The sequence below is a fragment of the Pseudomonas gingeri genome, assembly GCF_013385635.1.
GTDB lineage: Bacteria > Pseudomonadota > Gammaproteobacteria > Pseudomonadales > Pseudomonadaceae > Aquipseudomonas > Aquipseudomonas gingeri_A.
Map to the genome: position 1 here is coordinate 485,253 of NZ_JACAPR010000011.1, position 25,186 is coordinate 510,438.

Below are 25,186 nucleotides of genomic sequence, written 5' to 3' on the forward strand. Positions count from 1 at the left end.
CGAACGACTCTGGCAGAGCATGAACAGCCATGACCGCAGGGGCCTGAACCAGGTCTTCAGTCCCATATCAGCAGCTCCGCGGGAGTGGGGTTGTAGCCGTTGCACGGGTTGTTCAGTTGCGGGCAGTTGGAGATCAGCACGATCACGTCCATCTCGGCCCGCAGTTGCACGTACTTGCCGGGAGCGGAGATGCCGTCCTCGAAGGTCAGGGCGCCTTCGGGCGTCACTGGTACGTTCATGAAGAAGTTGATGTTCGGGCCGATGTCGCTTTTGCCCAGCCGGCCATCGCGGGAACAGGCGCGCAGGTAGTTGTCGCGGCAACTGTGCATATGGCCCTTGTCCAGGGCGTAGCGCACGGTGTTGCTTTCCTGGGCGCACGCGCCGCCGAGGGTGTCGTGGCGACCGCAGTTGTCTTCGACGATGGTCAGCAGCGGGCGGCCAAGGTTCGAGTACAGCACGCTGCCGGTGCCCAGGTAGACGTTGTTCTGGCGCCGCAGGGTGCGCTGTACGTCGTAGCGTTCGCGCGGGTTGGCGGCGCTGTAGAACAGCGTGTCGACGGCCTGGTTGCCTTCGAGGTCGAGGATGCGCAGGGTCTGTCCGGCCTTCACTTCGGTGAGCCAGGGCTCGCCCGCCGGGACGGTGGCGCGGTAGCGGGCCGATTCGGGGTGCAGGTGTGTGGTCATGGCATCTTCCTCAGGCGAACAGGCGGTCGGTATTGATGAAGCCGCGCACATTCTCGGGACGCGAAGTGCGGCAGTGCTCGGCAACGCCGGCATCGGCGTTCATGAAGGTCAGGTGCACCGGTTTGGGCGCGTACTCCGTTGCCGGGTCCATGGGGTGTTGCAGGGCGGTGATGATGAAAAGGGTGTCCATCGGCGCGTAGAGTTCGATGCAATCACCGGCCCTGGAATGACCCGGGACAAAGTGCAGTCCGCCCTGGTCGTCGACATCGACCCGGCTGAACAGGTTGAGGGTCATGGACAGGTCGGACAGGCCCAGCCCCCACTTGCCCATCTCCACCAGCAGGTTGTCGGCACCGTTGCGATAGAAGCCGTTGCGCAGCTCCTGGTAGCGCCCCCGGCCATACTTCTGTTCGACTTCCTCGGCGCAGAGCACGCCGCCGATGCTGTCGTTCCAGCCACGGGTATCGCGGGTAATGGTGGCCAACACACGGCCCATGTCCGAGTACAGGCAATGGCCGGCGGTCAGGTTGGCGGTGTGCTGGCACTTGAGGCTGTCAGGCAGGTTCAGGCGCTCGCTTTTCTCGTGGGCGTTGAACAGCATCAGGCTGACGTTGGCACCGCCGTGGACATCGCTCAGGCGCAGCAGTTGTCCGCGCTTGAGCACGAAGGACAGGTGGCCGCCGCCTGGCAGGCGTTCTTCGGCAAAAACAGGCGTGTCATTCATGGGGAAATTCCTTGATCGGTTGGAGTGCGCCCGGCAGCGACGTCGCGAGGGCCGCCCGGGCCTCGTCGCGCCGGCTGTTGAGCGGCAAGTCGTAAGTGATGCGCGCCCCGTAGGCATTGGGCGCATGGGGATCGATACGGACCTTGTCGAAGACCATCAGGCGCGTGCCCAGGCTGAAGCCTTCGCTGAGGTCGTGGGTGACCATGAACACGGTCAGCCGGGTTTCCCGCCACAGCTCCAGCAGCAGGACGTGCATGTCCTTGCGGATGCCGGGATCGAGGGCGCCGAAGGGTTCGTCCAGCAACAGCACCCGCGGCTTCATGATCAGTGCCTGGGCGATGGCCAGGCGCTGCTGCATGCCGCCGGAGAGTTGCGCCGGGTATTTGTCCAGGGCGTGGCCGAGGCCGACCCGATGCAGCAGCGCCGCCGCCTGCTCGCGGGCGGCGCGCTTGCGTTGGCCGAACAGGCGCCCCAGCAGCGGGGCCCGGGGCAGTTCCAGGCCGAGGGCGACGTTGTCCAGCACGCTCAGGTGGGGGAAGACCGAATAACGCTGGAACACCACGCCACGGCTCGGGTCCGGCTCCGAGGCCAGCGCTTGGCCGTCGAGCAGGATTTCGCCGCGACTGGCGCGTTCCTGGCCCAGCAGCAGGCGCAGGAAGGTCGATTTGCCGCAGCCCGACGTGCCGACCAGGGTGCAGAATTCGCCTTCGGCGATGCTCAGGTTGAGCCCTTCCAGCACCACATGGTCGTCATACTGCTGCCACAGGTTGTTGACCTGGATAAAGCTCATGACCGCGCCCCTTCATACCAGGGAAAGGCCCGCCGGGTGAGTCGCTGCAGGCCCCAGTCCATCAGCCAGGCCAGCAGGGTGATCCACACCACATAGGGCAGGATCACGTCCATGGCCAGGTAGCGGCGCACCAGGAAGATCCGATAGCCCAGGCCATCCTCGGAGGCGATGGCTTCGGCCGCGATCAGGAACAGCCAGGCCGAACCTAGCACCAGCCGCAGGGAAATCAGCAGGCGTGGCAGCAGTTGTGGCAGGACCACCCGCAGGATCAGGGTCCAGGTCGAAGCACCGAGGGTCTGGGCCTTGATCAGCAGTTCGACGGGGATCTCCCGTGCCCGCTGTTCCAGGTCGCGGGCCAGGATCGGGGTGATGCCGATCACGATCAGCATCACCTTGGACAGCTCGCCGAGGCCAAAGACGATAAACAGGATCGGCAGGATCGCCAGCGGCGGCACCATGGACAGCACCACCAGCAGCGGTGACAGCGGCGCGCCGAACAACGGCAGCGCACCCGCAGCGATCCCCAGGCACAACCCCGCCACGGCGCTGATGCCGAGACCGATGGCCAGGCGTCGCAGGCTCGATGCGCTGTCCTGCCAGAGTACATAGCCGCCGCTGCGCTTGTCCTCGCTGAAGGCCAGGCGTTGCACCGCATCGCCCATCTGCGCGGCGCTGGGCAGCAGCTTGTCGTTGGGGTTGTCCGTCAGCCGCTGTGCCGAACCCAGGAAATAGGCGCACAGCAACAGCACGAAGGGCAGGATCACCAGCAACAACCGCGTTGGACGATCGGGATGACGATTGATCAGGCGCATGGCGCGTCCTCCGCTTACAGCTTGCCGTCGACAGCCATCTGCACGTAGCCCGGATCAAAACGCAGCTTGAGATTGCCCTTGTCGCCGCGGGTCACCTCGTGGGCGAAGCTCATGCCGACCGCGCTGCTGTCCTTGGCCCCTTCGCCGAGCAGGCCGTGCTCGAAGGAGAATCCGGCGACCTTGTCCATGGTCTTGGGCAACTGCGCACTACCGACGAAGTCCAGCATCTGTTGCGGGGTATGGAACAGCTGGGTGGTCGCCAATTGCGCCTTGAAACCGGCCAGATCGGTGCCGGAAGCCTTGGCCATGTGTTCCAGGGCCGCATCGCTGGCGGCGGACTGGCCGCTCATCAGTGCCACGACCTCGAACCACGCGCCGGTCAGGGCCTTGCCCAGGGCGGGGTTGTCCTTGAGGGTCTGGGTGTTGACCACCATCATGTCGATGATCTCGCCGGGGATCTTGCTGGAGTCGAATACCTCGGTGACCCCGGGCTTGGCCTTGATATCGGCCAGCATCGGGTTCCAGGTGGTCACGGCCTGGACCGCGTCGGTGTTGAGGGCGGCGGAAATGTCGGCGTCGGAGGTGTTGACGACTTTCAGGTCCTTTTCCACCAGGTCGACGCTATCGAGGGCGCGTGCCAGCAGGTAGTGGGAGACCGACAGCTCGACCAGGTTGACGTTCATGCCCTTGAGATCGGCGACGGTCTTGCCGCTGCCCTTGATGACGATGCCGTCGTTGCCGTTGGAGAAGTCGCTGAGCAGCAGCGCGGTGCTGTCCACGCCACCGGCGGCGGGTATGGTCAGGGCATCCATGTTGGTCATGGTGCAGCCATCGAACTGGCCGGCGGTGTACTGGTTGATCGACTCGACGTAGTCGTTGATCTGGGTGACCTTGATGTGGATGCCGTACTTCTTGGCCCACTTGTCGACGATACCTTGCGCCGCGGCATACTCCCAGGGCATCCAGCCCGCATAGATGGTCCAGCAGACATTGAAATCGGTCTTGGCGGCGGCGTGGGAAGACAGGCTGAACAACAGGGCGACGCCTGCTGCGAGGAAAGCGGATAGACGGGGCTTTCGCATGGTGGGACTCCAGTTGAGGGTGGACGGACAGGGAGCAGCGCGACACCCGTATCGATGGGTGGTCTGTCTCCCGGGCTTTTATCCCGCCGTGTAACCTCAACTGGAGGTCGTTGGCTCTCGGACCAGTCACTCGCCTTGCAGCGAGCCGGAACCCTAGCCAACTATTTCATTTCGCAAATTGTGGTGCACTTGGCTCGCGCTACTCCTGCACATCCGGAGCAATGCCAGAGGCGTGCCAGATCGACCTGTTTTTTTTCACGTACGGCTGTAGCGGGCGGCGCAGGCGGGTCAGGGCAGGTTCGCCGGTGGTGAACCCGGTTGTTGTGCCCTGGGTCCGTTCCCGGCGTTCGCTCCGAGTTGGGGCGGGTCGCACTCGACTGGTGCGGCAGCCCCGACGGCGGGCGGACTCAGAACTCGTCGGTTCCCGGGCACTGGCTCGCTTGCGCGGTGGTGGCGCCTTCCTTGCCTTCCTGGACAAAGGCGGCTCGGTGTTCGGCCACGACATTACGCAAGGCACTGTAGTAATCCGGCAGCCGCTGCAGGCTGTCGGTAAGCGGCAACAGCGAGGCCCGGGTATCCACGGTGCCGCCCACCAGATCGATGGTCCCGAGGGCCTGCACGGTATCGCTGTGCCCCAGTGGTGCAACCAGGAAGTTCAAGACCTTCCCGGCGGCATCGCGGCTGTTGCCCGTCCCCAGCAATGGCAGTTCGACGATGGGGCCGTTGCCGATCCCCCATACGCCAAAGGTCTGGCCGAAGTCGGCGGTGTGCCGGGGGATGCCGATCGGATCGGACACGTCGATCAAGCCGACGATCCCCACCGTGGTATTCACCGCAAAGCGCCCCAAGGTGTTGATGGAACGCCGTGGGTTGCCTTGCAGCAGATCGTTGATAAACACCTTGGGCTCGCTGAAGTTGCTGGCGAAGTTGTGCACGCCTTGCTGGAAGAATTCCGGCAGGTGTCGATAACCGCGAGCCACGGGTGCCATGGCGTAGTCGTCCACGGCACGGTTGAAAGCGAACACACCACGATTGATCGACTCGGCCGGGTCGTACACCGCGGTGGGAGCCTGCGTGCACTGTGTCTCGTCGGGCACGGCAGGCGGGGTCGTGCAGCCGGCCAGCCAGGACAGGGTCAGCAGCAGCGCGGCATGGCGAGCCAGGGGCGGGGAATACGTCAGTGGGTGCATAGGCACAGTCCAGTCTGCGGAAAAGGGAGGTCGATGCTGGCATTGGTCCCTTGCGCGAAGATGTCTGCTTTATTGCGCCATTGACGCTTTATTGCCGGATTGAAATATATGACGGGCCGCGCCGAATGGTTTTAGATGGCGCATCGACAGAACTCAGTGATACCCGCCGGTGAGCCATCTTTTAATCGTGGACGATGACCTTGAGGTCCTCGCGCTGCTGAAGAAATTCTTTCTGCAACATGGCTATGCGGTCGAGACCGCGGCCAACGGGGCGCAACTGTGGGCGGCCATGGCGCTGACCCCCGCGGACCTGATCATCCTCGACCTGATGCTGCCCGGCGACAACGGCCTGCTGCTCTGCCAGCGTCTGCGCCAGCAGTACGCGACACCGGTGATCATGCTCACCGCCATGGGCGAACTCAGTGATCGAGTGGTGGGGCTGGAAATGGGCGCGGACGACTACCTGAGCAAACCCTTCGACGCCCGCGAGTTGCTGGCGCGGGTGCGGGCCGTGTTGCGCCGCGCCGGAGAAAGCCGGCCGCCCCTGGGTGACGCCTCGCGGCCGTTGATTCGTTTCGCCGGCTGGCAACTGGACCTGACGCGCCGCGAATTGCGCTCGCCGGACCAGGTGATGATCCCGCTGTCGTCTGGGGAGTTCGACCTGCTGCTGGTTTTCGTCGAACACCCCCAGCGTGTCCTGACCCGCGAGCAATTGCTGAACCTGGCGCGCGGCCACAGCCATGATGCGTTCGATCGCAGCATCGACGTCCAGGTCAGCCGCCTGCGGCGCAAGCTGGAATTCGATACCAAGCGCCCGGAGATGATTCGTACCGTGCGCAATGGCGGCTACCAGTTCACTGTCAGCGTGACCCGCTCATGAGCGGTCGTCATCGCCGCGATACCGTGGCCCGCTGGATTGCCCTGACCATCCTGATCGCCATGTTCACCGCACTGGCCTTCAACGCGCTGTTTGTCCAGCTGGCGGGTGTCTGGGCGCGGCCGCCCTTGAGCGAGACCGGCCTGCTGGACAAGGTGGCCGTGGTGGTCCAGGTGATCGAGGCGACGAACCCGGACCAGCGTCTGCGCCTGAGCCAGGCGGTGGATGATGCCGATTTCAAGGTCGTCTGGCTGCCTGATCGCAAGACGATTGATGTGCCGGTGATCGAGGATGCAGGCTTCAGTTCCGAGAAGATTTTCAAGCGAACCCTCAAGGGGCCACCCCGGCACATGGAAGCCTATGAGCCGTCCGACTGGTCGGGTCCCGGCGGGCACTACGCGCTGCTGGTGGAACTGGCCGACCACTCGTGGCTGGTGTTCAGTGCACCGTCGCGCAGCTGGGGCATGGCGGAGGGGCCGCGTAGCCTGATCGTGCTGCTGTTGGTGCTGGTTTCCACGGCCCTGGTCACCCTGATCGCGACGCGACGCCTGGCCCGGCCCCTGGAGGATTTCGCCCAGGGTGTCCGGCGCTTTGGCGCGGACTTCCGGGCCCCAGCCATCGAACCGGTCGGTCCCCATGAAATCCGCCAGGCGATCCTGGCCTTCAATGGCATGCAGGCGCAGTTGCAACACTTTATCCGCGATCGCACGCAGATGCTCGCGGCGATTTCCCATGATCTGCGCGCGCCCTTGACCCGCCTGCGCCTGCGGGGTGAATTCATCGAAGATGTCGAGCAGCAACAACGCCTGTTCCGTGATGTCGACGAGATGCAGGCGATGATCAACACCGCCCTGGAATTCTTCCGCGACGATGCCCGCCTGGAGCAGGGTACCCAGCTGGACCTGGCGGAGCTGCTGCAGACGCTGGTCGACGACTACCGTGACCAGGCCGTCGATATCCACTTCAACGGCCCGCCGCGGCTGGTGTACTTCGGGCGCCCCCTGGGGCTCAAGCGGGTGATGACCAACCTTATGGACAATGCCGTTCACTACGGTCGCGAGCCGCTGGTCGAACTGCAACAGCACGCGCACGACGTGACCATCCGGGTACTCGATCGCGGGCCGGGGATTCCCGTCGACTTGCATGAGCAGGTATTCCAGCCGTTTTTCCGCCTGGAAGGCTCGCGCAACAAGAGTACCGGTGGGGTTGGCCTGGGGCTCTCCACCGCACGGGCGATCGTGCTGGAACATGGCGGTACGCTGACCCTGAGCAATCGTCAGGGCGGTGGGTTGGAGGCGGTGGTGGTGCTGCCGGTCTAGCCGGTTCGATGGCGTTGGCATCGAGCGGTTGCAGGGGGGACTGCAACCGCTCGCAGGTGTTATTTGTCAGGACTGTCGAGCGTGGCGCTGGAAATCCCCCGCAGGCCATCGATCCGTCGTGCTACTTCCATCGCGGCCTCCAGCTCACTCATACCCCTGGCGTTCATCAATTCGAAACGTTCGGCTTTTTCCTCTGGTTCGGTCATGGCCATGGTCAGGTAGAGACTGGGTGGCACCGCGCGAAACAGCACCTCCATGGACTTGGACAGGATTACCCCCTCGGTGAACTTCCCGGATTCCTTCCTGGCGGACAGCATCAGGGTTTTCTGGGCGTCGGTGAGCGCGCGGAACCGGGCGATCTTGTTGACCTCGTCCGGTGGCATGTTCAGGCAGATCCACCACTCGATCATGTTCAACATCGGTTCCGCGGCCTTGGGCAGGTCATCGACGTTCTGGGTGGCGAGCCAGAACCAGGCACCGAGCTTGCGCCACATCTTGGTGATCTTCACCACATAGGGCGACAGCAGCGGGTTCTTGGTGATGATATGGCCTTCGTCGGTGACGTTGATGATGGGCCGGCCGAGCATCTGGTCCCGCTCGGCGATATTGTTGACGGTATTGATCAGCGAGATGTAGGCGATGGAGAGCTGCGCGTTGTAGCCCTCGCGGGCGTAGGTGGCGAGGTCCACCAGGGTGATATCGGCTTCCGGCCAGGGCGTGCCGTCACTGTTGAACAAGTCTCCATCGGCGCCCTGGCAGAACATGTCCATGGCGTCGGCCATTTCCAGCAGGCGCAGGCATCGTGGCTCGGGCAGGCCGTGGTCATGGCCCATGGCCCGCAGGGCGTCGCGGACATCCTGGGTCAGGACGGTGCGGTCCTGGCTCACGCAGGTGTGTGCGGCGTTGATGATGCTCTGGCGAATCAGGCTGCGGTCGGCGCGGGTCAGGCGCTGTTCTTCCTTGTCCTCGCCGCCGGTGATCATCAGGCGCGCGGTGATCTCCAGTTCTCCCAATACATCGCGCTCGTCCTCTTGCGGGCTGTCGTGGTCATCGAGTGCATCGGCGTCCAGGGTCAGGACCTGCGCGGGGGTGTCCACCAGTCGACAGGCGTCCGCGAAGGGCGCCAGGCTGACCCCAGAGCCTGGCGCGAGCTTGACCCGGTTGACGCTCAGGCCCAGGCGCCGGGCAAAGTCGGCGAACAACCCGAAGCTGTTGCCGGCCTCGGCGATAAACAACCGCGGGCGGTACATGGCCATGACCTGGTTGAGCAGGTTGTTGAGGGTGGCCGACTTGCCGGCACCGGTCGGCCCGAACAGGAACAGATGGGCGTTCATTTGCCGGTCCAGGCGGTTGAGGGGGTCAAAGGTCAGCGGGCCGCCGCCGCGATTGAAGAAGGTAAAGCCGGGGTGCCCGGTGCCTTCGCTGCGCCCCCAGATGGGCGCCAGGTTGGCCACGTGCTGGGCGAATATCAGCTGGGTGTACCACTCGCTCTGGCGCATCCCCGGGTTGAACACGCAAGGCAGCCAGCGCAGGTAGCTGTTGAGCGGGGCGACCTCATGTTCGTCGCGCACCGGTTGCAGTCCCGCGTTGAGCATCACGTTGTTGAGCTGCAGGGTCCGGCTGTCGAGTTCCCGGATATCGCGGCCGCGCAGGTAGAAGGCCACTGCGCCCCGGTACAGCTTGTGTGCGCTGCCCAGGTGCGCGCGGGCCTGCTGCACATCGTCGCGGGTCTGCTCGGATGCCAGGGTGTCGCCGACCGACTTTTTCGCCAGGTGGTTGAGGTGCGCCTCCAGGGTGTCCTGCGGCGTGATCACCAGGGTGATGCACAGCAGCGTGTCTTCGGGCATCTGGTCGAAGAGGGCGTTGATGGCATCGCCGCCCTTGGTGGTTTCGCCAGTCAAGTGGCCGGTCATGGGGGGCGAGCGCAGGCGATCGAGTACCACCACGCGGTGCGGCATATCATCCAGGTACCACAGTCCCTGTTGCACATCCGAGCGCGGTTGTTCAAAGAACAGGCGCTGGGCGAAGTCGCTGCCGCTGGCCAGTGACAGTTCCTCGCTGGCGTCGTCCGGCGGGTAGTCGGCGAGCCGGTAGAAGTCCTGGCGTTGTTCCGGGGCGTTGCCCAGTAGTTTCGGATCGGGGTTGAACCAGCGCAGCAGCCAGCGATGGATCTGTGCACCGTCCAGACGTCGTGTCCTTACGCCGGCATTGCCCAAGCCACCGCTCAGGCGCTCACAGAGGCTGTTGAGGGCCTGCTCGCTGCTTTGGCCGCGCTGGGTCGGTGTGCCTTTGCTGCGTCGGTACACCACCAGGCGCACTTTGCGGCTTTGCCCGCGCCAGGGCAGTTGGGTGACGACGGTGTCTTCAAAGAGTCCGCCGGGTTGCGACAGGGCCTCAAGGTGCTGTCGGAACATCTGCAGGTAGCAGTCGGTGAACGCCGAGCCCCGGGCTCGGGGTTGCACATAGTCACCGAGGCTGTGCAGGTAGGCGCCCCAGTCGGTCTCGTCCTGGGCGTAGAGCTGCAGCACCCAGGGTTGTTCTTCCAACTCGTCGAAGCTGTCCTGCAGGGCGTTTTCCAGGGCATCGCGGACCGTGCGCAGCCAGCTCGCCTCACGGCCTTCGGTGCCGATGGGGGTCAGTTCGAAGAATGCCGCCACCGACTCGCCGTCCTCCAGCAGCAGGCACTGTGAGTCGGGCAGGAATTCCACCCAGGGCAGCAGGTCGACGAAGCTCGGGGTCGCCTCATAGAGCGCCTGTTCATCGGCCACGGTGGCTGGGCGTGGGTGTTGGGGCTTGGGCGTTTTCATCAATAGTCCTCCGTCCGCTCGCCGGGCAGGGCGTACTGCACACGCTGGTAAAAGGGAAAGACCGTGCTGTAGCCCGGCACCGGTACCGGGTCGGAACCCGCCAGATGCGGGAAGACGTACAGCACCAGGTCCGGATTGGGCAGGCGTCGGAACTGGCTGTGTATTTCGTTGCGAGCGGTCCGGGTGTAGGCCGGTTGCGCGGAAACGCTGTCGCCGAGAGGTCGGCGCAGGGCCAGGCGTGCCTCTTGCAGAGAGTTATTGCCGGGGCTGCGGGGCCCCTCGGCGGACTGCCGGTCCCAGATATCCGTCATGGTGTGCGGGCCGTGGGGCAGCAGATGGTCTTTGTCGGTACTGCAGCCGCCGACCAGCAGTGTGCCCAGCAGCAGACAGGGCAGCAGTTCAATCGAGGGTAGACGCATGGGTTCCTCCAGCGATGTGCCGCACCTGGCGGCCGAGGGGTTCGTAATCGATCTCCAGTTGCCGGTCCAGGTGCACGGCCACCTGAGCGCCGGGTTGCACGTAGACGGCGGCAAACGCCTGGCCATAGAGTTTGTTGACCCAGTCGCCGATATCCTTCACGCCACCGGAGAGAATGCTGTTGAGCGCCGAAGGACCGGCACCCACGGCGGCTCCACCGGGGGTGATTACGGTACTGGCGTCGGCCTTGTTGGCTTCGAGCAGGGCTGCCAAGCCGGCACCCGCGGCGGTGACCAGGCTTTTGCTGCCCAGGTATTGCTGGGCGTTCGAACGCCGCTCACCGGCAATGCAGGGCACACCGTACGGGTCGCTGAGCCAGCCGATACCGCCCTGGATCTTGCCGGTCGGGGTGCCGGCTGTCTGGTTGCCGCCCTGGCGACTGGTCAGTTTCTTCGGCGCGGGCAACGTGCGGATGCGTCCGTCGTTGAAGACGAAGGTCAGGCTGACGATATGGCCGCGTACGCAGGAGAGTGTCCAGTCGCCGGCGGCAGTACCGCTGAGCACAGCCCCCGCGACGTCCGGCAGGTCGATGCCATTGGCGGTGAGGTTGTCCGGGCCGATCAGCACTTTGAACGGATAGGGGTCGTTGACCACGCCGTCCACCGGCACTCTCCCGATCAGCGCGGTCATGGCGACGGAGCCGGTCAGGGTGCTGTTCTCCGGCAAGGTGTAGACAGGCCTGGCGGACGCCTTGTCCGCAGGAGCCTTGACGTTGCCGCCCCCTGCGTCGGCTTCGAGCTTGCGCTGGCCTGCCTCATCACTGAAGGCGGTAGGGAAACTCAGGCCCAGCGCCGGTTTGCCGGAGCCGGCGGGCAAGGGTTTGCCCCGGGCGTCGACGGAGGTCGCGTCCTGGGGCTCGGTCCAGACCAGGTCATCGTTGCTGGCGGAGAATTGTCCCTCGTCCCCGGGTTCAAGCCCCAGGCCAATGGGCAGGTCCGCGCCGCGGCTGGCGCTGAATTGCACCGACAGCTTTTGTTGCAGATCGTCCAGCAGGCTCTGCGTCTCCAGGGCGCTCAGGCCGGTGGGGGCCTTGTGCTGCGCCTTCTCCAGCTCGACGCCGAGGACTTGCTGGATACGCTGGTCGATCTCGCTGTCGCGACGTCGCAGGCGGATGTTCTCCTGCTGTTGATCCTGGTTTTCGGAGAGCAGGGCTTTCAGTTCCTCGCGCATCGCCTTGGTCTGGGCCACCAGCGTGGCAACCGTGTCATGGGGAGTATCACCGTCGATGCCCAACTGCTTCATTTCCTCCGCTGTCAGGCGATGGCCGCCGTGCTCGGTGTTCGCACCGGAAGTGTCCTTGCTGGAGCAGGCCCTGATCACCCCGAAGAGCACCAGCAGCACCAAGGGCAGGACCAACCATTTGAGCATGCCGCTACTGCGCATGGTCACCTCCATCCGCGAGGGAGAGGGGGCGACTGGCATCGACCGGGCTCAGGCTGGGCAGCAGTGCTTGTGCCAGGCCGCGACCGCGGGTGACCAGGTAGACCACGGTGGTATCGCTGGGTTGCGGTGCCGGGCCGAGATAAGGGTGCTGGAAGGCCGCACTGGTGAAGTCGCCCTGCAGTTCGCGTGGGTCGAGGTCGAGTGTCCGGGTCGAGAGGTTCCGCAACCTGACGGCGCTGACGATGTAGTCGTCCAGTTGCCAGGCGCCCAGCAGCCTGGCGGTGAGTGGCTGGCCGGGCAGCAGGTTCGAGAGATCGAGGTCGCGTCGTGTTTTCAGCGCGACTACGTCGGACAAAGGCTCCACGGTGCGCAGCGGAGCATAAAGGCTTTGTGCGGCGTAACGGGTCAGGACCACCGGGATCGGTGTCTCCCGGGCGCGTCGGGACTTGTCGGCTGATTCGGCAGGTGATGCCGGTGTGTCGCTGTTCGACGACATCGTCGACGCGCCGGTGTATCGCCTGGGCCTGCCGGGACCTTTGACGATCCTGATGGGTTCGAGGGCGCTGCCGGACTGGACGGCCCTTGCCGCGATATCGATCAGCATGATTTCACCGCTCTGCACATTCTGCAGTTGCAGACGGGTGGGTTCGATCGGGGCATTGGCGCGCAGGTAGAGGGTACCGCCGGTACTCTGGATGCGCAGTTTGTCGCCCAGTGAGCGCGGCACTCCGACCCTGACATTCTGGTCGATAAAGAGAATTCGTTCCTCGCCGACCTGCAAGGGGATAGCCAGCGGCAGGCGCTCCCAGGTCATCAGTTCGACGGCCTGGGCCGTGGCGCAGCCCAGGCCCAAGGCAAGCATGGGGGCAAGCAGGAAGTTCAACCGGGCCATCAGTCATCTCCTCGCGTGGGAGAAATGGCGTCGGCGGCGGACCTGGATGAGGCGGCAATGCGTTGTGGCGCACCGTCGTAGCAGTCCAGGGCCATGCCGAAGGGGTTTTTCTCCGGGTCCACATCCCGGCGCACCACCTTGAGGGGATAACGCACGAAGGCCTGCTTGACCCGCTCCGATCCGTAGAATTCCTCGGTGGCGAGATCGAGGTTCAGCAGCCATTGGTCTCGCCCCCGGACCTTGACCCGCAGCTCCGGCGACCGGGTGTAATCCCTTTCGGGAATCTCGAAAACGCCGCGGGTGCGGCTGCGTAGCTCGCCGGCGATCTGGCGTTGCTGGAAGTCGTTTTCCAACTGTGACTTGCAGCCGGGTGTCAGGTAGGCGGAGAGCTTGTGAATGGCCCGTGGGTAGTCTTTTTCGCCATCGACGGGCCAGCGGTTGAGTTGTTGAAAGATGTAGAAACCGAAGGTGTAGACCGACTCCGGCGGTACCTCCCACCATTTGCGGGTACTGCCCGAACGCAGGTCGGGCGGAATATTGATGGTCAGGTTCCGTGGGGCCTCCCACCACCCCAACCCCATGAGCAAGGCTATGCCGAACAGCAATGCGCATCCGCCACGCAGCGACTTGACATGGGATTCCAGGCGGGCCACCTCGTTCTTGAAGCGGCTCATGGGCGCGGGCTCCGACGTGTACTCCAGAGACCTCCGCGGGTCACCAGGGCGTCCGCACCGACCCAGGGGGCCAGCGGCGGGCAGTGGGTCGCCAGTTGCCATTGCAGGTGCCGATACAGCCAGGTCTGGGGTTTGCCGCGCTTGTGGCGACGCAGCAGGTTACCGCCCACGAACAACCCCAGGCCGATGCACAGCACGATCCCCGAGGGGACCAGGGCAATGCTCTGCAACAGCGTCGCCGCGACGCTGCCGAGGCAGGTGCCCGTCAAGGCCGCGACGACGACGGTGAGCCACATTTCATCGGCGGTGAGCCCCAGCACGATGACCGGCTGGTGATTGAGACGTGACGGCAGAAAGCGGATGGTGCCGTCAGCCAGGAAGTGATCCGAATCGTGAGTCATCGCGCGATCATCCTCACAGCACTTCCGTGCCTTTGGTCAACAGCCAGATGATGATCACCAGCAACAGGGCACCCACCCCGCAGGTCAGGCCGAACTGGCCCCAGGTCTTCTTGCCGTTCTGCACTTCGGAGTAACAGCAGTAGGCGTGGTAGGCCACGCCGCAGAATGCGGCGGCGGCGATGGCCAGGGCGATCAGCGCGACGATGTCGTAGCCGTGGTTCTGCAGCGTCTGGATGATGCCGTTGCCCTCGCCGCGACTGGGTGCTTCCATCGCGGGCAGGGCGGCGAACACCGGCGTCGACAACCCTGCGCTGCCGACAAGCGCCGCTCGCGAAAGCGGGCGGGCGAGCTGTTTGAAGAGGGAAAGGATATTCATCAGGTGCCTCCAATGGCAGTGGGTGAAACAAGAAAAATCAGTGCAGCAACAGGACGGTGAGCAGGATGTAGATCAGCGCCACCTTGGCTGCCAGACCGGCGAACCTGCCCTGGGACAGTTGCCCGCCGGCCCAGCCCCGGTAGCCGCTGACCATGGCCCAGGCGGCGAAGATCAATGCGATGGCCAGCACCAGGCCGGTCAGCAGGGTGGTGCTTTGCCCGGGGGTAAAGCCGCCCATGGCCTGAAAGGCCGAGAGCTGCGGCGCGCTCATGCTCATGGCGCAACCTCGTCGGAGCGGGTGTAGTGGCCGGTCAGTTCGGGCAGGCCCCGGGGCTGGGCCCTTGAAGGGCTGAGATAACCTTCGATGCCCTGGCGTACCAGTTCCAGGTCGGCGGACAGGCGCGGGTAGTCGAAGCTGAAGCGTGCCTGTTCATCTGTCGGTAGCGCGGCACTGGCATTCGCCTGCCGGGTGGCGGCGTCGAGCTGGCGCAGCAGTCCGGTCAGGTGCGTGCGTTCATGAGCCGTTGGCTCGGCCAGTACCAGAGGGACGCCGAGGCTCGCGGCCAGCGCGGTGTATCGAAGGGGGCTCAAGGCAATAGGCATAAAGGCGATCCGCTCGAAGAAAGTTCAACGAGCGTGCCGCAGGAGGCTGCCGATGACAGCCGGAAAACAGGATTGGGCGTGGTAGGTTTTACGGCTTGGCGGATCACAGGTATTTCTTGAAGCTGCCGACCGAAATGCTCACCGCCAGGCCGAGGGCGGCCGCACCGGGCAGCAGGATCAATAACGGGTTCACGCTTATGGGCAGCGCCGGATAGATGATCCAGGGGGCGACCCATAGCGGTACGATCAGCATTTTCGCCCGATGATAGATGAACCCTGATTCTCTCCCGGCACCAAACCGACGCAGATCCCGGCGCACCAGGCCATCCACCACGGCGGTGAAGAGCACCATCAGCACCAGCGGCAGGGTCAGCACCAGGATCAGTATCCGCGCCAGGAAGGTCAGCACGGCATAGACCGCCGCGAGGCCGTAGTCCTCCGTGTGTGCATGGGCCTGTCCCAGGTAGTACTGCAATCCCGTGCCGCGCTGGCCGTTCATCCGCGTGTGCGGCGCCGGCAGGTTGATCCAGTCGATCAGGCCGGTCTTCTCGAAGCCCCACTCGTAAGCCAGGGCGACGATCCAGCGGGCGGTCTGTTCCGGTTGATCGAGCAACAGGCTCTGGCTGAAGATCGTCGAAATCCACGCCAGTTCGCTGTTCAACATGTCCCGCGAGTGCTGCCAGCCTTCGTCCGGCCAGAAAAACAGCAAGCCGAGCCACTCGCTGGCGACGCTGAAAAACAGCGCCACCAGCAGGATGCCGAAGAGGGTGAAGGGCAGGGCGAGGATCTTGCCGAACAGGCCTTTTTCTCGGTAGGGCTGCTGGTTTCTTGCACTTTCGCCAGTGGCCGTCATGGCGTCGTTCCTCTCGATTTCATGGGCCCGGCACCTGCTGGTCCGTGGATGCTGACGGCACTTTCACACCCGCTTGCGGCAAGGGAAAATCGTCCAGCAGATCCGTCGGCAATGAGGCGCCCACCCTCGGTGTACCGCTGGTGATCCACCACTCGCCACCCCCATCGACATAACGCTTGCGCATGTTTTCCGCGAGGGTTTGCAGATCCCCGGGCATCTGTTCATCGGGATCGGGGGCCGGCAGGGGCATGCGGATTTTCCACAGGTTGCCACCCTCGATCAGGGCAAAGGCCTGTCCCTTGGGCAGGCTGACAATGTGCGCGGGCTCGATCAGCGGCACGCTGGTGGAGCTGACCCGGTCCTGGGTATTGCTGGTGAAGTCGGTACCGCCCGAGGGATCGGAGCTGTCGGTGGCACCGCTGACCAGCGTGGTCGAATACACGTCGACCTTGGGCAACTGACGGGTCAGCAACTCGGCGGTGGCGGTTTCCCGGACCCGCAACATGAACAGGTTGTTGAAGTTGCCCACCACCTGGCCGGCCTTCGCCCGATTGCCGATCCTGGCCTCGATGTCGCTGATGGTCTGGGTGTAGGCCGTGACCTGGATGCCCGCGCCACCGCCCTTGTTGATCATCGGGATGAACTCGTCGCCCATCAGTTCGTTGAACTCATCGGCATGCAGGTTGATCGGGATTTTCTGTTCGCGGCCGCTGTCCGGCAGGCCATCGTCGAGGCCGAATTTGTAGATATGGCCGGCCACCGACACCAGGTCGGCAAACATCGAGTTGCCCACGGCTGCTGCCACTTCCGGATCGGACAGGGCATCGAGCCCGACATAGACGACCGCCCGCTTTCGAATGACCTGCATCCAGTCGAAGATCGGCCGGGGATCGTTGAGTTTGCTGTAGTCGGGCGAGATCAGTTCCGCCATGCGCCCGGTGGTGAGCTTTTCCAGCAGTGGCAACAGCGAGGCGACGATCTTGTCGAAGTAGGTCTTGTCGTAACGCACGGCCGAACGCAGCCCGTCCATCACCGGATCGCCCACCCGGGTGCGGGCAAGGTACTGATCAATCGCCGTGACCCGTTTTTGTCGGCCGCGCATGTTGTGGGGCGTGTTCTTGTCGTTGAGGCTGGCTTCGAGGGCGGCGATGACGTCCCAGGCGCCGGGATCACGTTGGGTAAAATAGTGGTTGCTGTACTCGATGAACAGCGTATCGATATTGATCACGTGCCGCTGGATCTTCAGGTAGTCCGGGCGCACTCCCAGTGCCACCAGCGCCCGCGCGATGATATTGACGAAACGCCAGGCGAACTCGCGAAAGGCGGCGCTGCTGCCTTCGCCCGAGAGCTGTCCGGAGATCCGGCTGGCGACTTCGGAGATGCGCCCGAAACGACCCACGGCGTTGTAGCGTGCGGAAAAGTCCGGCCAGCCCAGGTGAAACACATAGAACTCGTCGCCACGCCCGGCGCGTTGGGCTTCGACATACATGCGCTTGAGCAGGTCGGCATCACCTTTGGGATCGAAGACGATCACCGGTTCGAAGTGCGAGCGATCACCGGCGACCTTCACGCGGCGAATGTCCTGGGTGATGAACAGTTCCGCCAGCCGGGTTTTGCCGACCCGCGTCGTGCCGAGGACCAGGCTGTGCCCCACGCGCTCGCCGAGCGGTAGCGAGACCTCGACTTCATTGGGCTCGACCCCATGCAACCGAGGCGAGCCGCCTACCGGCGGCAAAGGGCGCAGCGGATTGAGCGGGCTGTCCCAGGCGCTGGCCGCGGCGATCAGGCTCAACGGAAAGGGGGCTTTCTCCAGGCGCTCTTCCAGCCTGCGGACCTGCCGGAACAATGTCGTCGGTTCCACGTAGCGACGGAACTCCGGCCGGTAGGTCTGCATCAGGCGCTGGGTATGTCGCTGCTCCCATTTGAAACCGATGCCGATAAACAGTCGTCGGTTGCTGACGGGCACTTTCCTGCTGGTCATCACGTAGCGTGGCAATCGGCGGATAGTGCGTCGGTAGCGCAACACCAGCAATGCCTGGCGCAGGCGGATCCAGCCCAACAGCAGAAAGCACAGGGCTGTCGCGGCCCCGAACAGGGGTGTCAGCGCGAGCGACCAGGGGGCGAACAGACCCAGCCCGGCGCCGGCCATGCAGACCGCCACGGTGTATAGCTCCACGGCCGGACGCAGCAGTGCCTCGATGGTATGGGACTGGGTCATGGCTACTGCTCGATGCCGGTGGCGGTCACCAGCACGGGGTAGTGTGCAAGACCCAGCCGTCGTGCCAGGTCATCCGCCGCGGCCGGTAGCATATTCAGCCCCGTACCCAGCTGGCGTAGTTCGGCGAGTGCCTGTAGCCGCTGCACATCGACCACCAGGCCGACGGCGCCGAGATCGCGCAGCAGTGCCGCCCGCTGTTGCAACCAGCGCCGTGACAGGTCGTCATCGCCGATCAGGAACACCGGTTGCAATCCGGGTACATGGTGCACGCGAGGGGTGATATGCCCGGGACTCAGGGACTCGGACCGCACGGGGAGCATGTCCGTTTCGCCGTAGGCCTTTAGGCGAACGGGTGGCAGGGGCATCGCCTGCGCCGATGGGGTGGGCGGCGCTGGGTTGAGTGAGCGGTAATAGGCCAGGGCAGAGTCTGCGCCCAGGTCTTCGACAACCGTCAGTTCGGCCTGCGCGCCATGGACCAGCAACAGCGCCAGGGCGCTCGCCAGACGGGAAAATTTCATCGGGTGTGTCTTCCTTGAACGGGCCCGTGGGTGACGCGGGCGAGGTGGTGGGCAAAGGCTTTGCGGTAGCGTTCGGCGGGCGCACCGCCGACGGGGCGGTGATAGCGGCCCGCTGCCGTTACCCAGTCGACCTCGGGGGTCTTGTGTTCGAGCAGCAGCCCGGCGGCGACGCTGAGGTTGCGGTAGGGATCCAGGGCCTGGCAGGGATGGGCGAAATGCTCGCCGTTCCAGCCCAGGTTGATCTGCCCCAGGCCGGCATCGACCCGCTTCGCGCCGACTTGCTCGATGGCCAGCAGCAGGGCGTTGCAGGCAGACTGTCGATCGGCGTAGCGGTAGGGCAGGCCGGCGACATTCAGGGTCCAGGGCCAGGGCCGCAGCCGGCCGCGAAGCAAGGTTCCGCTTTCCTGCAGGGCCAGGGCGTACAGCACCTGGGGCGGCACCGGCGTGCCTTGGGTGGCCCAACGGTAAGCCAGGGGCGGCAACGACGCAGCGATCACCGGCAGCGCCAGCAGGCAACCACCCAGCAGGGTGCCGAGCACCAACAGGCGGCCAGGGTTCATCGCCGCTGCCATCGGCCATTGTCGGCCTGCATGATGGCCGGAAAGGTGCCCTTGTCGCCCTGGTGTTGCCAGTGTCCGTCATCATGATTGAGGGTGATTTCCCGTTGACGCACCTTGTGCGGTTCAATCCCGGCCTTTCTCGCCCAGTCGCGGATAAGCTCGTCATTGCCCTGGCTGCCGACCAGATACAGGTCGAAACCTTGCTTGTCTCGTTGGAGCTGGCGGACCTGTTCGACGCAGCCCCGACAGTCCGTGGTGACGAACACCGCGAGTCTTCCCGCCGGCACCACCGTCGACATCATTGGCGGCGGGTGGGTGCCGATCAGGTTGACGGGCAGTTGCTCGGGGTAAAGACGCTTGTAGGCCTGGTCGTAGGCGTTCTGGTACGCCATCAGCTTCTGCACCCGGGCGACTTCCGCCTGTACCTGCAGCTCGGCGTAGCGCTGCTGTTCAGCGCTGTCCCGCGCCTCGATGCCCAGCGCGGTCAGCGGGTCGAGGTTGGGCGAGTAGATGCCCAGCGGGCCCTCCATCACGCGCCGGTAACGCTGCCATTCCTCCTGTCTGAGTCCCCAGTCGGCGGCTCGCTCCAGTTCTTGCTGGCGAACCTGGCTTTGCTGGTGGCGATGGTTTTCGACGGCCTGCTGCACCCGTGTTTCGGCCTGTGTCACGGCTGGCAGCAGGCAGGCAGTGCTCAATACGGTCCGGAAAATCTTCATATTCATGCTGTAGCCCTCATTGGGTCGAGACGGACAGGGACGTGCCGTCAGGCCTGGCCCACTGGGCTTTGCCTGATTCCAGGGCATTCAAGCGCCAGCCGGAGAACGTCATGCCCGGCCGCAGCAGCTCGATGTCGGCAAGCCGTGGCTGCGCCGTGGATGCCACCGCCAGGAATGACTCGCCTGCGCGTGATTCAAGGCCCATGACCGTGAAGGGCGGTTGCGCGGCTGCGCTGTGCTTTTTCGCCTGTGCCTTGACCTTCGATGTGGAGCCGGGCCCGGCACCCGAGGGTGCCATTGACGCCGTGGCGATGGCGGGATCGGCAGCGGCATTGCGGTTTTCCAGGCGAGCCTTGAACGTCAGCAGCGTGCCCTCGCTGTTTTCCACCCGTGCGCCGAGCGCGGCCAGGCCCGAAGCCAGGGTGTCGATGGAGCGACTGCTCGTCTCAAGTGCCGTGAAGCGCTTGAAGATACCCTGTTCGGAGCGCCGGAACTCTGCCTGGAGCGCAGCGCTCGAATGCTGCAACGTCTCCAGCTCGGCGTCGGCCTTTTGCAGTTGCTGCTGCAGGTTTTCCAGATGATCGGCCGAAGGGCGCGAATGCACTTCTGTCGATAGCGTCGAGAGCTTGCCGCCCAGGTACAGCGCGATGCCCGCCAGCAGGACCAGGGTCGCGCCTTGGACAAGTGTATTTCGGCAAGGACGTTCCATTATCGGCCTCCCTCCGGCAATGCCGCGGACAAGGGCAATGTGCTTGTCGGCAAGCGTTCCAGGCCTCCCTGTCGCGCGACAAAGCAGATTCGGCGGGCGTACTCGTCGACCTCCAGTTGCCAGGCCGGGCCAGCCAATGCCAACAGGGCATTGCGCAGGGTGATAGGGCCCAGTTGATGGTGCGCGGCGGGTAACGGATGGGCATACAGCACCTGCACATCGCCGCTTGCCCCGGCCGGGCACAACCCATATCCCGACTGACGCAGCACATAGCCCATGGCTTCCCGGACAGTCGGGTTCACGCCTACCGGCAGGCGGATATCGATCACCTGGCTCAGCAGGTCCAGCTGATCGCTGCGTGGTGTCGTGTCGGCCAGGGTATAACGGCCGACACGCAACAAACCCGTACCTTCAGGCCGCAGCACCCGGGTCTGGGACGCCTCCGGTGCGGGCGGCGCATCCAGGACCCCTGGCGATGCACAGCCCGACAGCACGGTGGTCAGCGGGAAAGTGAGTGTTACAGCGACGGCCAGGGGCCGGGTAGGAAAGCAAAACATCCAGATGTCCTCACGCAGTGATAAGGACACGGTGGCAAATCAAGGCGGCGGGCACCGCAAGGAAACTGGATCGCAGGCGAAGGCTTTTTATCGGGGATCGCCACCGTTCGGTATAATGTAGTGGGAAATAACGGCGGAGCCCCCCATGTACGATCAGCCTGCATTTCGAAACGAGTTCGATGATGACCTTTTCCGTCTGTTGGTCGATGCAGTGATCGACTATGCCATCTACATGCTTGACCTCGAAGGGCGGGTCAGCAGCTGGAATCTCGGTGCACAGCGCATCAAGGGGTATTCGCCGGAGGAAGTCATCGGCAGGAATTTCTCGATGTTCTACACCGAGCAGGATCGTCTCAATGAAGAGCCCCGCCGTGCCCTGGATGTCGCCGCGAGCGAAGGACGATTCGAGAAGCAGGGCTGGCGGGTACGCAAGGACGGATCGTGTTTCCTGGCCCATGTGATCCTCGACCCGATCCGCTCCGACACCGGCGAGATTATCGGCTTTGCCAAGATCACCCGTGATATCACTGAGTCGGTCGAGGCGCAAAAAAAGCTGGAACTGGCGCGCGAGGCGCTGTTCCAGTCACAAAAACTTCAGGCCATCGGGCAACTCAGTGGCGGTATCGCCCATGATTTCAACAACTTGCTGACCGTTATCCAGGGCAATCTCGAACTGCTGCACAAGCGTGTCGACGGCGACCCGAAACTCTCGCGGCTGGTGGACAACGCATTGCTTGGCACCGCGCGCGGGGTTTCGCTGACCCAGCGCATGCTGGCCTTCGCCCGGCGCCAAGAGCTCAAGACCGAGGCGGTGCACCTGCCGCAACTGGTCGCCAATCTGATCGAGCTGTTATGCAGTTCGGTGGGACCACAGGTAGCTGTTCTGGCCCAACTGCCCGAGGCGCTGCCAGAGGTGCAGGCCGACATCAACCAGTTGGAGCTGGCATTGCTCAACCTGGTGAGCAATTCCCGCGATGCGATGCCAGCGGGTGGCACTGTCCGGATCAATGCCGAGGTCCACGGCAGGACCGGCACGCTGCCCCACGATGACTATGTCTGCCTGTCGGTGATCGACGATGGCGAAGGCATGGACGAGCAGACCCTGGCCTACGCGGCCGATCCATTCTTCACTACCAAGGGCGTGGGCAAGGGCACCGGCCTGGGACTGTCGATGGTCCACGGCCTGGCGGAGCAACTGGGCGGGCGGCTGGTACTCAAGAGCAGCAAGGGCCAGGGCACCACCGCCGAACTCTGGTTGCCGGTGGCGACCGATGGCGTCACGCGGTTGCCGTTGCCACCTGAGAAAAACCACGGGCCAGTGTTCAAGGCGCTGACGGTCCTGGTGGTCGACGATGACAGCCTGGTCCTCAACAGCACCATGATGCTGCTGGAAGATCTCGGCCACCGGGTGATCTGTGCGGTTTCCGGCGTCCAGGCGCTGCAATGCTTCGGGCTGCACCCGGATATCGACCTGATGATCACCGACATGGCCATGCCGCAGATGGATGGCGCGCAACTGGCCGAGGCCGTCCGCAAGCTGTATCCCGCGCTGCCGATCATTCTTGCCACCGGCTATGCCCAGCACCTTGAGGGCATGGCCGTGCAACTGCCGCGGATCCTCAAGCCCTATAACCAATCGCAACTGCAGGAGGCCCTGGCGCAGGCCGTGTCCAGGGACGCGCCACCCACTGCCGATCTTTCGGCTCCGGAGGCTTGAAGCGGATCGGAGTGTCACTAGCGTGGCATTTCCCGGTATTGCTGGCGCATTGCCTTCGCCCAGTTGCTGGCGCCGAGCCCGACCTGCAACTCCGTGTCCTCCAGACCTGATGGTTCATCAGCTGTTACCCTTGTGGATGCAGTTGCCTTGCTCGTTCGGCGCCCATGGGTGCAAGACCTGGCGGTGCGCGGGCAGCCAACCGGCGATAGTCGGAAAATACCGTGTGCAGTGGAAGCACAGGAAGATCAACGGTGCCCGCCACCAGTAGCCGTGGATCATGCGCTGCAAGGTGATGCGCTTGCAGTGCTGCCCGGCCAGTTCGGACAGGTGTCTGTGCAGGTTTTCGGTAAAGGCCGCATCGCGGATGAACAGATTGGCTTCCAGGTTCAGTGCCAGGCTCAGCGGGTCAAGATTGCTGGAACCCACCGTGGCCCATTCGTCATCCATCAACGCCACTTTTCCATGCAATGGACGTTGGCAGTATTCAAAGATCTTCACGCCGTCGCGCAGCAGGTAGTTGTACAACAGCCTGGAAAAGGCGCTTACCCAGCGCATGTCCGGTTGTCCCTGCAGAATCAGCGTGACGTCGACACCGCGTCTGGCGGCGTTGCGCAATGCGCGCAGGAGTCGATAGCCGGGGAAAAAATAGGCATTGGCCACCACCAGCCGCGTGTGGGCAACCTGAAACGCGGCGAGGTAATGGGCTTCGATGTCATGGGTATGGTGCAGGTTGTCGCGTTCGAGCAGCATGGCCCGGGCCTGGCCGGTGGGCATGGGGGTGGACGGTATCCGGCTCGGCGGGTCCGATACCGTGGCCAGCAGGCGTCGGCTCGAATCGTGTACCTGCCTGATCACGGGGCCGGTGACTTCCACGGCATAGTCCTGTTTGGCCATGGGGCCGGAGTCCATCAGATGGTCGGCGCTGTAATTGAGCCCGCCGATAAAGGCGCGCCGACCATCAATGACCACGATCTTGCGGTGCAGGCGACGGAACAGATTGGTGCGCAGGCCAATCAGCCTGGGTCGGGGGTCGAAGATGTGCACTCTGACTCCCTCGGCGGTCATGGCGTGGATGAAGGCCTCCGGCAGGTCGGCGGTGCCATAGCCATCTACCGCGACTTCGACCCTTACGCCGCGCCGCGCGGCCTCTATCAGCGCCTGCTGCAACGCTCGCCCGACCTTGTCGTCGAAGATGATGAAGGTTTCCAGTAACACCTCCCGCCGCGCCAGGCGAATGCCCGCGAATACCCGCTCGTAGTAGTCCTCACCGTTGATCAGCAACCGCACGTTGTTGCCGTCCTCCCAGGCACCGTTCACAGCAGCACCTCGACGGCGAGGGGCGCGTGGTCCGACAAATGTGACCATGGCCACGCGGACAGCACGCTGGCCGTGCCTGGCAGGGCATTGCGCAGGTAGATGCGATCAAGGCGTAACAGGGGCAGGCGCGCGGGGAAGCTGCGGGCCGGGGCGCCGCGGGTGTGGGAGAACGCTTCGATCAGCGACTGCGCGGCAAGGCGGGTATCGGCACGTCGACGCCAGTCGTTGAAGTCGCCGGCAATGATCACCGACGCCGCGGGTGGCAAGCTGTCCAGGTGGTCGAGCAGCAGATCGATCTGGCGCTGGCGATGGGCTTCGCGTAATCCCAGGTGGACACAAATGGCATGCACCTGTTCATGGCCCGGCATATCCAGGCGGCAATGCAGCAGGCCACGCCGCTCGTTGCCATGGACCGATACATCGAGGTTGTCATAGGCCTGGATCGGAAATTTCGAGAGAAGGGCATTGCCATGGTCGCCATCGGGATAGACCGCGTTGCGCCCGTAGGCGAACTCCGGCCACATGGTGTCGGCGAGAAATTCGTACTGCGGCAGCGACGGCCAGGCCGGGTGACGGCTGGCATGCCGGGTCTGGCGGCCATGCACTTCCTGGAGAAACACCAGGTCGGCACCGGTGGTACGCACGGCATCGCGCAATTCGGGCAGGATGAATCGCCGGTTGAGCGGCGTGAAGCCCTTGTGCAGATTGAGAGTGAGTACCGTGAACCGCTGCACCGTGGTGGCTTGCCGGGTGATGTCGGCGAGGTCCGGCAGGGCGCAGCTCCCGGTCGTGCCGTTGCTGGTCATGACTCCTCCGATTCAGCTGTGCCATCAATCGATACAGGTGCGACCGAAGGGCCTTCGACGGAGTTCAAGGTGAGTGACGAATGGCTGCCGGAGCGGATAACACTGCAAGGTTGCCTGAAACCGCT

27 protein-coding genes and 1 riboswitch are annotated in these 25,186 nt (G+C 64.2%); of the genes, 3 read left to right on the forward strand and 24 right to left on the reverse strand.

What is annotated here, in order from left to right; all coding sequences use genetic code 11:
- Positions 1–56: 56 nt before the first annotated feature.
- From HX851_RS16155 to HX851_RS16180, 6 genes are all read right to left on the reverse strand, one after another.
- Positions 57–683 carry an urea amidolyase associated protein UAAP2 gene (locus HX851_RS16155; protein WP_177059623.1) on the reverse strand — a complete coding sequence of 209 codons (627 nt, stop codon included), beginning with the start codon at positions 681–683 and terminating at the stop codon, positions 57–59.
- A 10-nt stretch (positions 684–693) separates the two neighbouring features.
- Entirely contained in the window at positions 694–1,407 is a 714-nt protein-coding gene (locus tag HX851_RS16160) for an urea amidolyase associated protein UAAP1 (protein WP_177059621.1), read from the reverse strand.
- On the reverse strand, positions 1,400–2,197 hold the full coding sequence (locus HX851_RS16165; protein WP_177059619.1) for an ABC transporter ATP-binding protein: 798 nt from the start codon (positions 2,195–2,197) through the stop codon (positions 1,400–1,402). The genes HX851_RS16160 and HX851_RS16165 overlap by 8 nt, the downstream gene beginning before the upstream one ends.
- Positions 2,194–3,009 (reverse strand): ABC transporter permease, encoded by an 816-nt coding sequence (locus HX851_RS16170; RefSeq protein ID WP_177059617.1) that lies wholly within the window; start codon positions 3,007–3,009, stop codon positions 2,194–2,196. Before HX851_RS16170 ends, HX851_RS16165 begins: the two co-directional genes overlap by 4 nt.
- A 14-nt stretch (positions 3,010–3,023) precedes the next feature.
- Complete coding sequence (locus tag HX851_RS16175; RefSeq protein WP_177065706.1) at positions 3,024–4,091, reverse strand: putative urea ABC transporter substrate-binding protein; 1,068 nt, start codon at positions 4,089–4,091, stop codon at positions 3,024–3,026.
- Positions 4,092–4,156: 65 nt separating this feature from the next.
- Positions 4,157–4,259, reverse strand: a riboswitch (guanidine-I (ykkC/yxkD leader).
- A gap of 239 nt (positions 4,260–4,498) precedes the next feature.
- Positions 4,499–5,281 (reverse strand): MlaA family lipoprotein, encoded by a 783-nt coding sequence (locus tag HX851_RS16180; protein WP_177059613.1) that lies wholly within the window; start codon positions 5,279–5,281, stop codon positions 4,499–4,501.
- A 169-nt stretch (positions 5,282–5,450) separates the two neighbouring features.
- Between HX851_RS16180 and HX851_RS16185 the strand changes: the two genes are divergently transcribed.
- Both HX851_RS16185 and HX851_RS16190 read left to right on the forward strand, forming a co-directional pair.
- Complete coding sequence (locus HX851_RS16185) at positions 5,451–6,161, forward strand: response regulator (RefSeq protein WP_177059611.1); 711 nt, start codon at positions 5,451–5,453, stop codon at positions 6,159–6,161.
- Positions 6,158–7,477 (forward strand): sensor histidine kinase, encoded by a 1,320-nt coding sequence (locus HX851_RS16190; RefSeq protein ID WP_177065704.1) that lies wholly within the window; start codon positions 6,158–6,160, stop codon positions 7,475–7,477. The genes HX851_RS16185 and HX851_RS16190 overlap by 4 nt, the downstream gene beginning before the upstream one ends.
- A gap of 59 nt (positions 7,478–7,536) precedes the next feature.
- Here HX851_RS16190 and HX851_RS16195 read toward each other — a convergent pair whose 3' ends face one another.
- The 16 genes from HX851_RS16195 to pilL2 all read right to left on the reverse strand — a co-directional run bounded on the left by HX851_RS16195 (position 7,537) and on the right by pilL2 (position 21,221).
- On the reverse strand, positions 7,537–10,284 hold the full coding sequence (locus HX851_RS16195; protein WP_177065703.1) for a conjugative transfer ATPase: 2,748 nt from the start codon (positions 10,282–10,284) through the stop codon (positions 7,537–7,539).
- Entirely contained in the window at positions 10,284–10,703 is a 420-nt protein-coding gene (locus HX851_RS16200) for a TIGR03751 family conjugal transfer lipoprotein (protein ID WP_177059604.1), read from the reverse strand. Before HX851_RS16200 ends, HX851_RS16195 begins: the two co-directional genes overlap by 1 nt.
- Positions 10,684–12,144, reverse strand: coding sequence for a TIGR03752 family integrating conjugative element protein (locus HX851_RS16205; protein WP_177065701.1), 1,461 nt, complete (start codon positions 12,142–12,144; stop codon positions 10,684–10,686). Before HX851_RS16205 ends, HX851_RS16200 begins: the two co-directional genes overlap by 20 nt.
- Positions 12,134–13,036, reverse strand: coding sequence for a TIGR03749 family integrating conjugative element protein (locus tag HX851_RS16210; protein WP_177059601.1), 903 nt, complete (start codon positions 13,034–13,036; stop codon positions 12,134–12,136). The genes HX851_RS16205 and HX851_RS16210 overlap by 11 nt, the downstream gene beginning before the upstream one ends.
- Complete coding sequence (locus tag HX851_RS16215; RefSeq protein ID WP_177059599.1) at positions 13,036–13,710, reverse strand: PFL_4703 family integrating conjugative element protein; 675 nt, start codon at positions 13,708–13,710, stop codon at positions 13,036–13,038. The genes HX851_RS16210 and HX851_RS16215 overlap by 1 nt, the downstream gene beginning before the upstream one ends.
- A complete protein-coding gene (locus HX851_RS16220; RefSeq protein ID WP_177059597.1) occupies positions 13,707–14,111 on the reverse strand; it encodes a TIGR03750 family conjugal transfer protein in 405 nt (134 codons plus the stop codon). The genes HX851_RS16215 and HX851_RS16220 overlap by 4 nt, the downstream gene beginning before the upstream one ends.
- 13 nt (positions 14,112–14,124) lie before the next feature.
- Positions 14,125–14,487, reverse strand: coding sequence for a TIGR03745 family integrating conjugative element membrane protein (locus HX851_RS16225; protein ID WP_177059595.1), 363 nt, complete (start codon positions 14,485–14,487; stop codon positions 14,125–14,127).
- Between the two features lie 37 nt (positions 14,488–14,524).
- Positions 14,525–14,764: a TIGR03758 family integrating conjugative element protein gene (locus HX851_RS16230; RefSeq protein WP_177059593.1), complete on the reverse strand. Its 240-nt coding sequence runs from the start codon at positions 14,762–14,764 to the stop codon at positions 14,525–14,527.
- On the reverse strand, positions 14,761–15,090 hold the full coding sequence (locus HX851_RS16235; protein WP_177059591.1) for an integrative conjugative element protein, RAQPRD family: 330 nt from the start codon (positions 15,088–15,090) through the stop codon (positions 14,761–14,763). Before HX851_RS16235 ends, HX851_RS16230 begins: the two co-directional genes overlap by 4 nt.
- A gap of 103 nt (positions 15,091–15,193) precedes the next feature.
- On the reverse strand, positions 15,194–15,943 hold the full coding sequence (locus tag HX851_RS16240) for a TIGR03747 family integrating conjugative element membrane protein (protein WP_177059589.1): 750 nt from the start codon (positions 15,941–15,943) through the stop codon (positions 15,194–15,196).
- Between the two features lie 19 nt (positions 15,944–15,962).
- Complete coding sequence (gene traD, locus HX851_RS16245) at positions 15,963–18,161, reverse strand: type IV conjugative transfer system coupling protein TraD (RefSeq protein WP_177065698.1); 2,199 nt, start codon at positions 18,159–18,161, stop codon at positions 15,963–15,965.
- A 2-nt stretch (positions 18,162–18,163) separates the two neighbouring features.
- Positions 18,164–18,679, reverse strand: a complete 516-nt coding sequence (locus HX851_RS16250; protein ID WP_177059586.1) for an integrating conjugative element protein — start codon at positions 18,677–18,679, stop codon at positions 18,164–18,166.
- On the reverse strand, positions 18,676–19,251 hold the full coding sequence (locus HX851_RS16255) for a lysozyme family protein (protein ID WP_439899224.1): 576 nt from the start codon (positions 19,249–19,251) through the stop codon (positions 18,676–18,678). The genes HX851_RS16250 and HX851_RS16255 overlap by 4 nt, the downstream gene beginning before the upstream one ends.
- Complete coding sequence (locus HX851_RS16260) at positions 19,236–19,961, reverse strand: TIGR03759 family integrating conjugative element protein (protein ID WP_177059582.1); 726 nt, start codon at positions 19,959–19,961, stop codon at positions 19,236–19,238. The genes HX851_RS16255 and HX851_RS16260 overlap by 16 nt, the downstream gene beginning before the upstream one ends.
- A gap of 10 nt (positions 19,962–19,971) precedes the next feature.
- On the reverse strand, positions 19,972–20,664 hold the full coding sequence (locus HX851_RS16265; protein ID WP_177059580.1) for a nucleotide exchange factor GrpE: 693 nt from the start codon (positions 20,662–20,664) through the stop codon (positions 19,972–19,974).
- Positions 20,664–21,221: a PFGI-1 class ICE element type IV pilus protein PilL2 gene (pilL2, locus tag HX851_RS16270; protein ID WP_177065694.1), complete on the reverse strand. Its 558-nt coding sequence runs from the start codon at positions 21,219–21,221 to the stop codon at positions 20,664–20,666. Before pilL2 ends, HX851_RS16265 begins: the two co-directional genes overlap by 1 nt.
- Before the next feature lie 145 nt (positions 21,222–21,366).
- Here pilL2 and HX851_RS16275 point away from each other — a divergent pair, with 145 nt between their 5' ends.
- Positions 21,367–22,938 (forward strand): ATP-binding protein, encoded by a 1,572-nt coding sequence (locus HX851_RS16275; protein WP_177065692.1) that lies wholly within the window; start codon positions 21,367–21,369, stop codon positions 22,936–22,938.
- Positions 22,939–23,055: 117 nt separating this feature from the next.
- Here the strand turns inward: HX851_RS16275 and clsB are convergent, their stop codons facing one another.
- Positions 23,056–24,255, reverse strand: a complete 1,200-nt coding sequence (gene clsB / locus HX851_RS16280) for a cardiolipin synthase ClsB (RefSeq protein ID WP_177059574.1) — start codon at positions 24,253–24,255, stop codon at positions 23,056–23,058.
- Entirely contained in the window at positions 24,252–25,061 is an 810-nt protein-coding gene (locus HX851_RS16285) for an endonuclease/exonuclease/phosphatase family protein (RefSeq protein WP_177065690.1), read from the reverse strand. Before HX851_RS16285 ends, clsB begins: the two co-directional genes overlap by 4 nt.
- Positions 25,062–25,186: the final 125 nt, after the last annotated feature.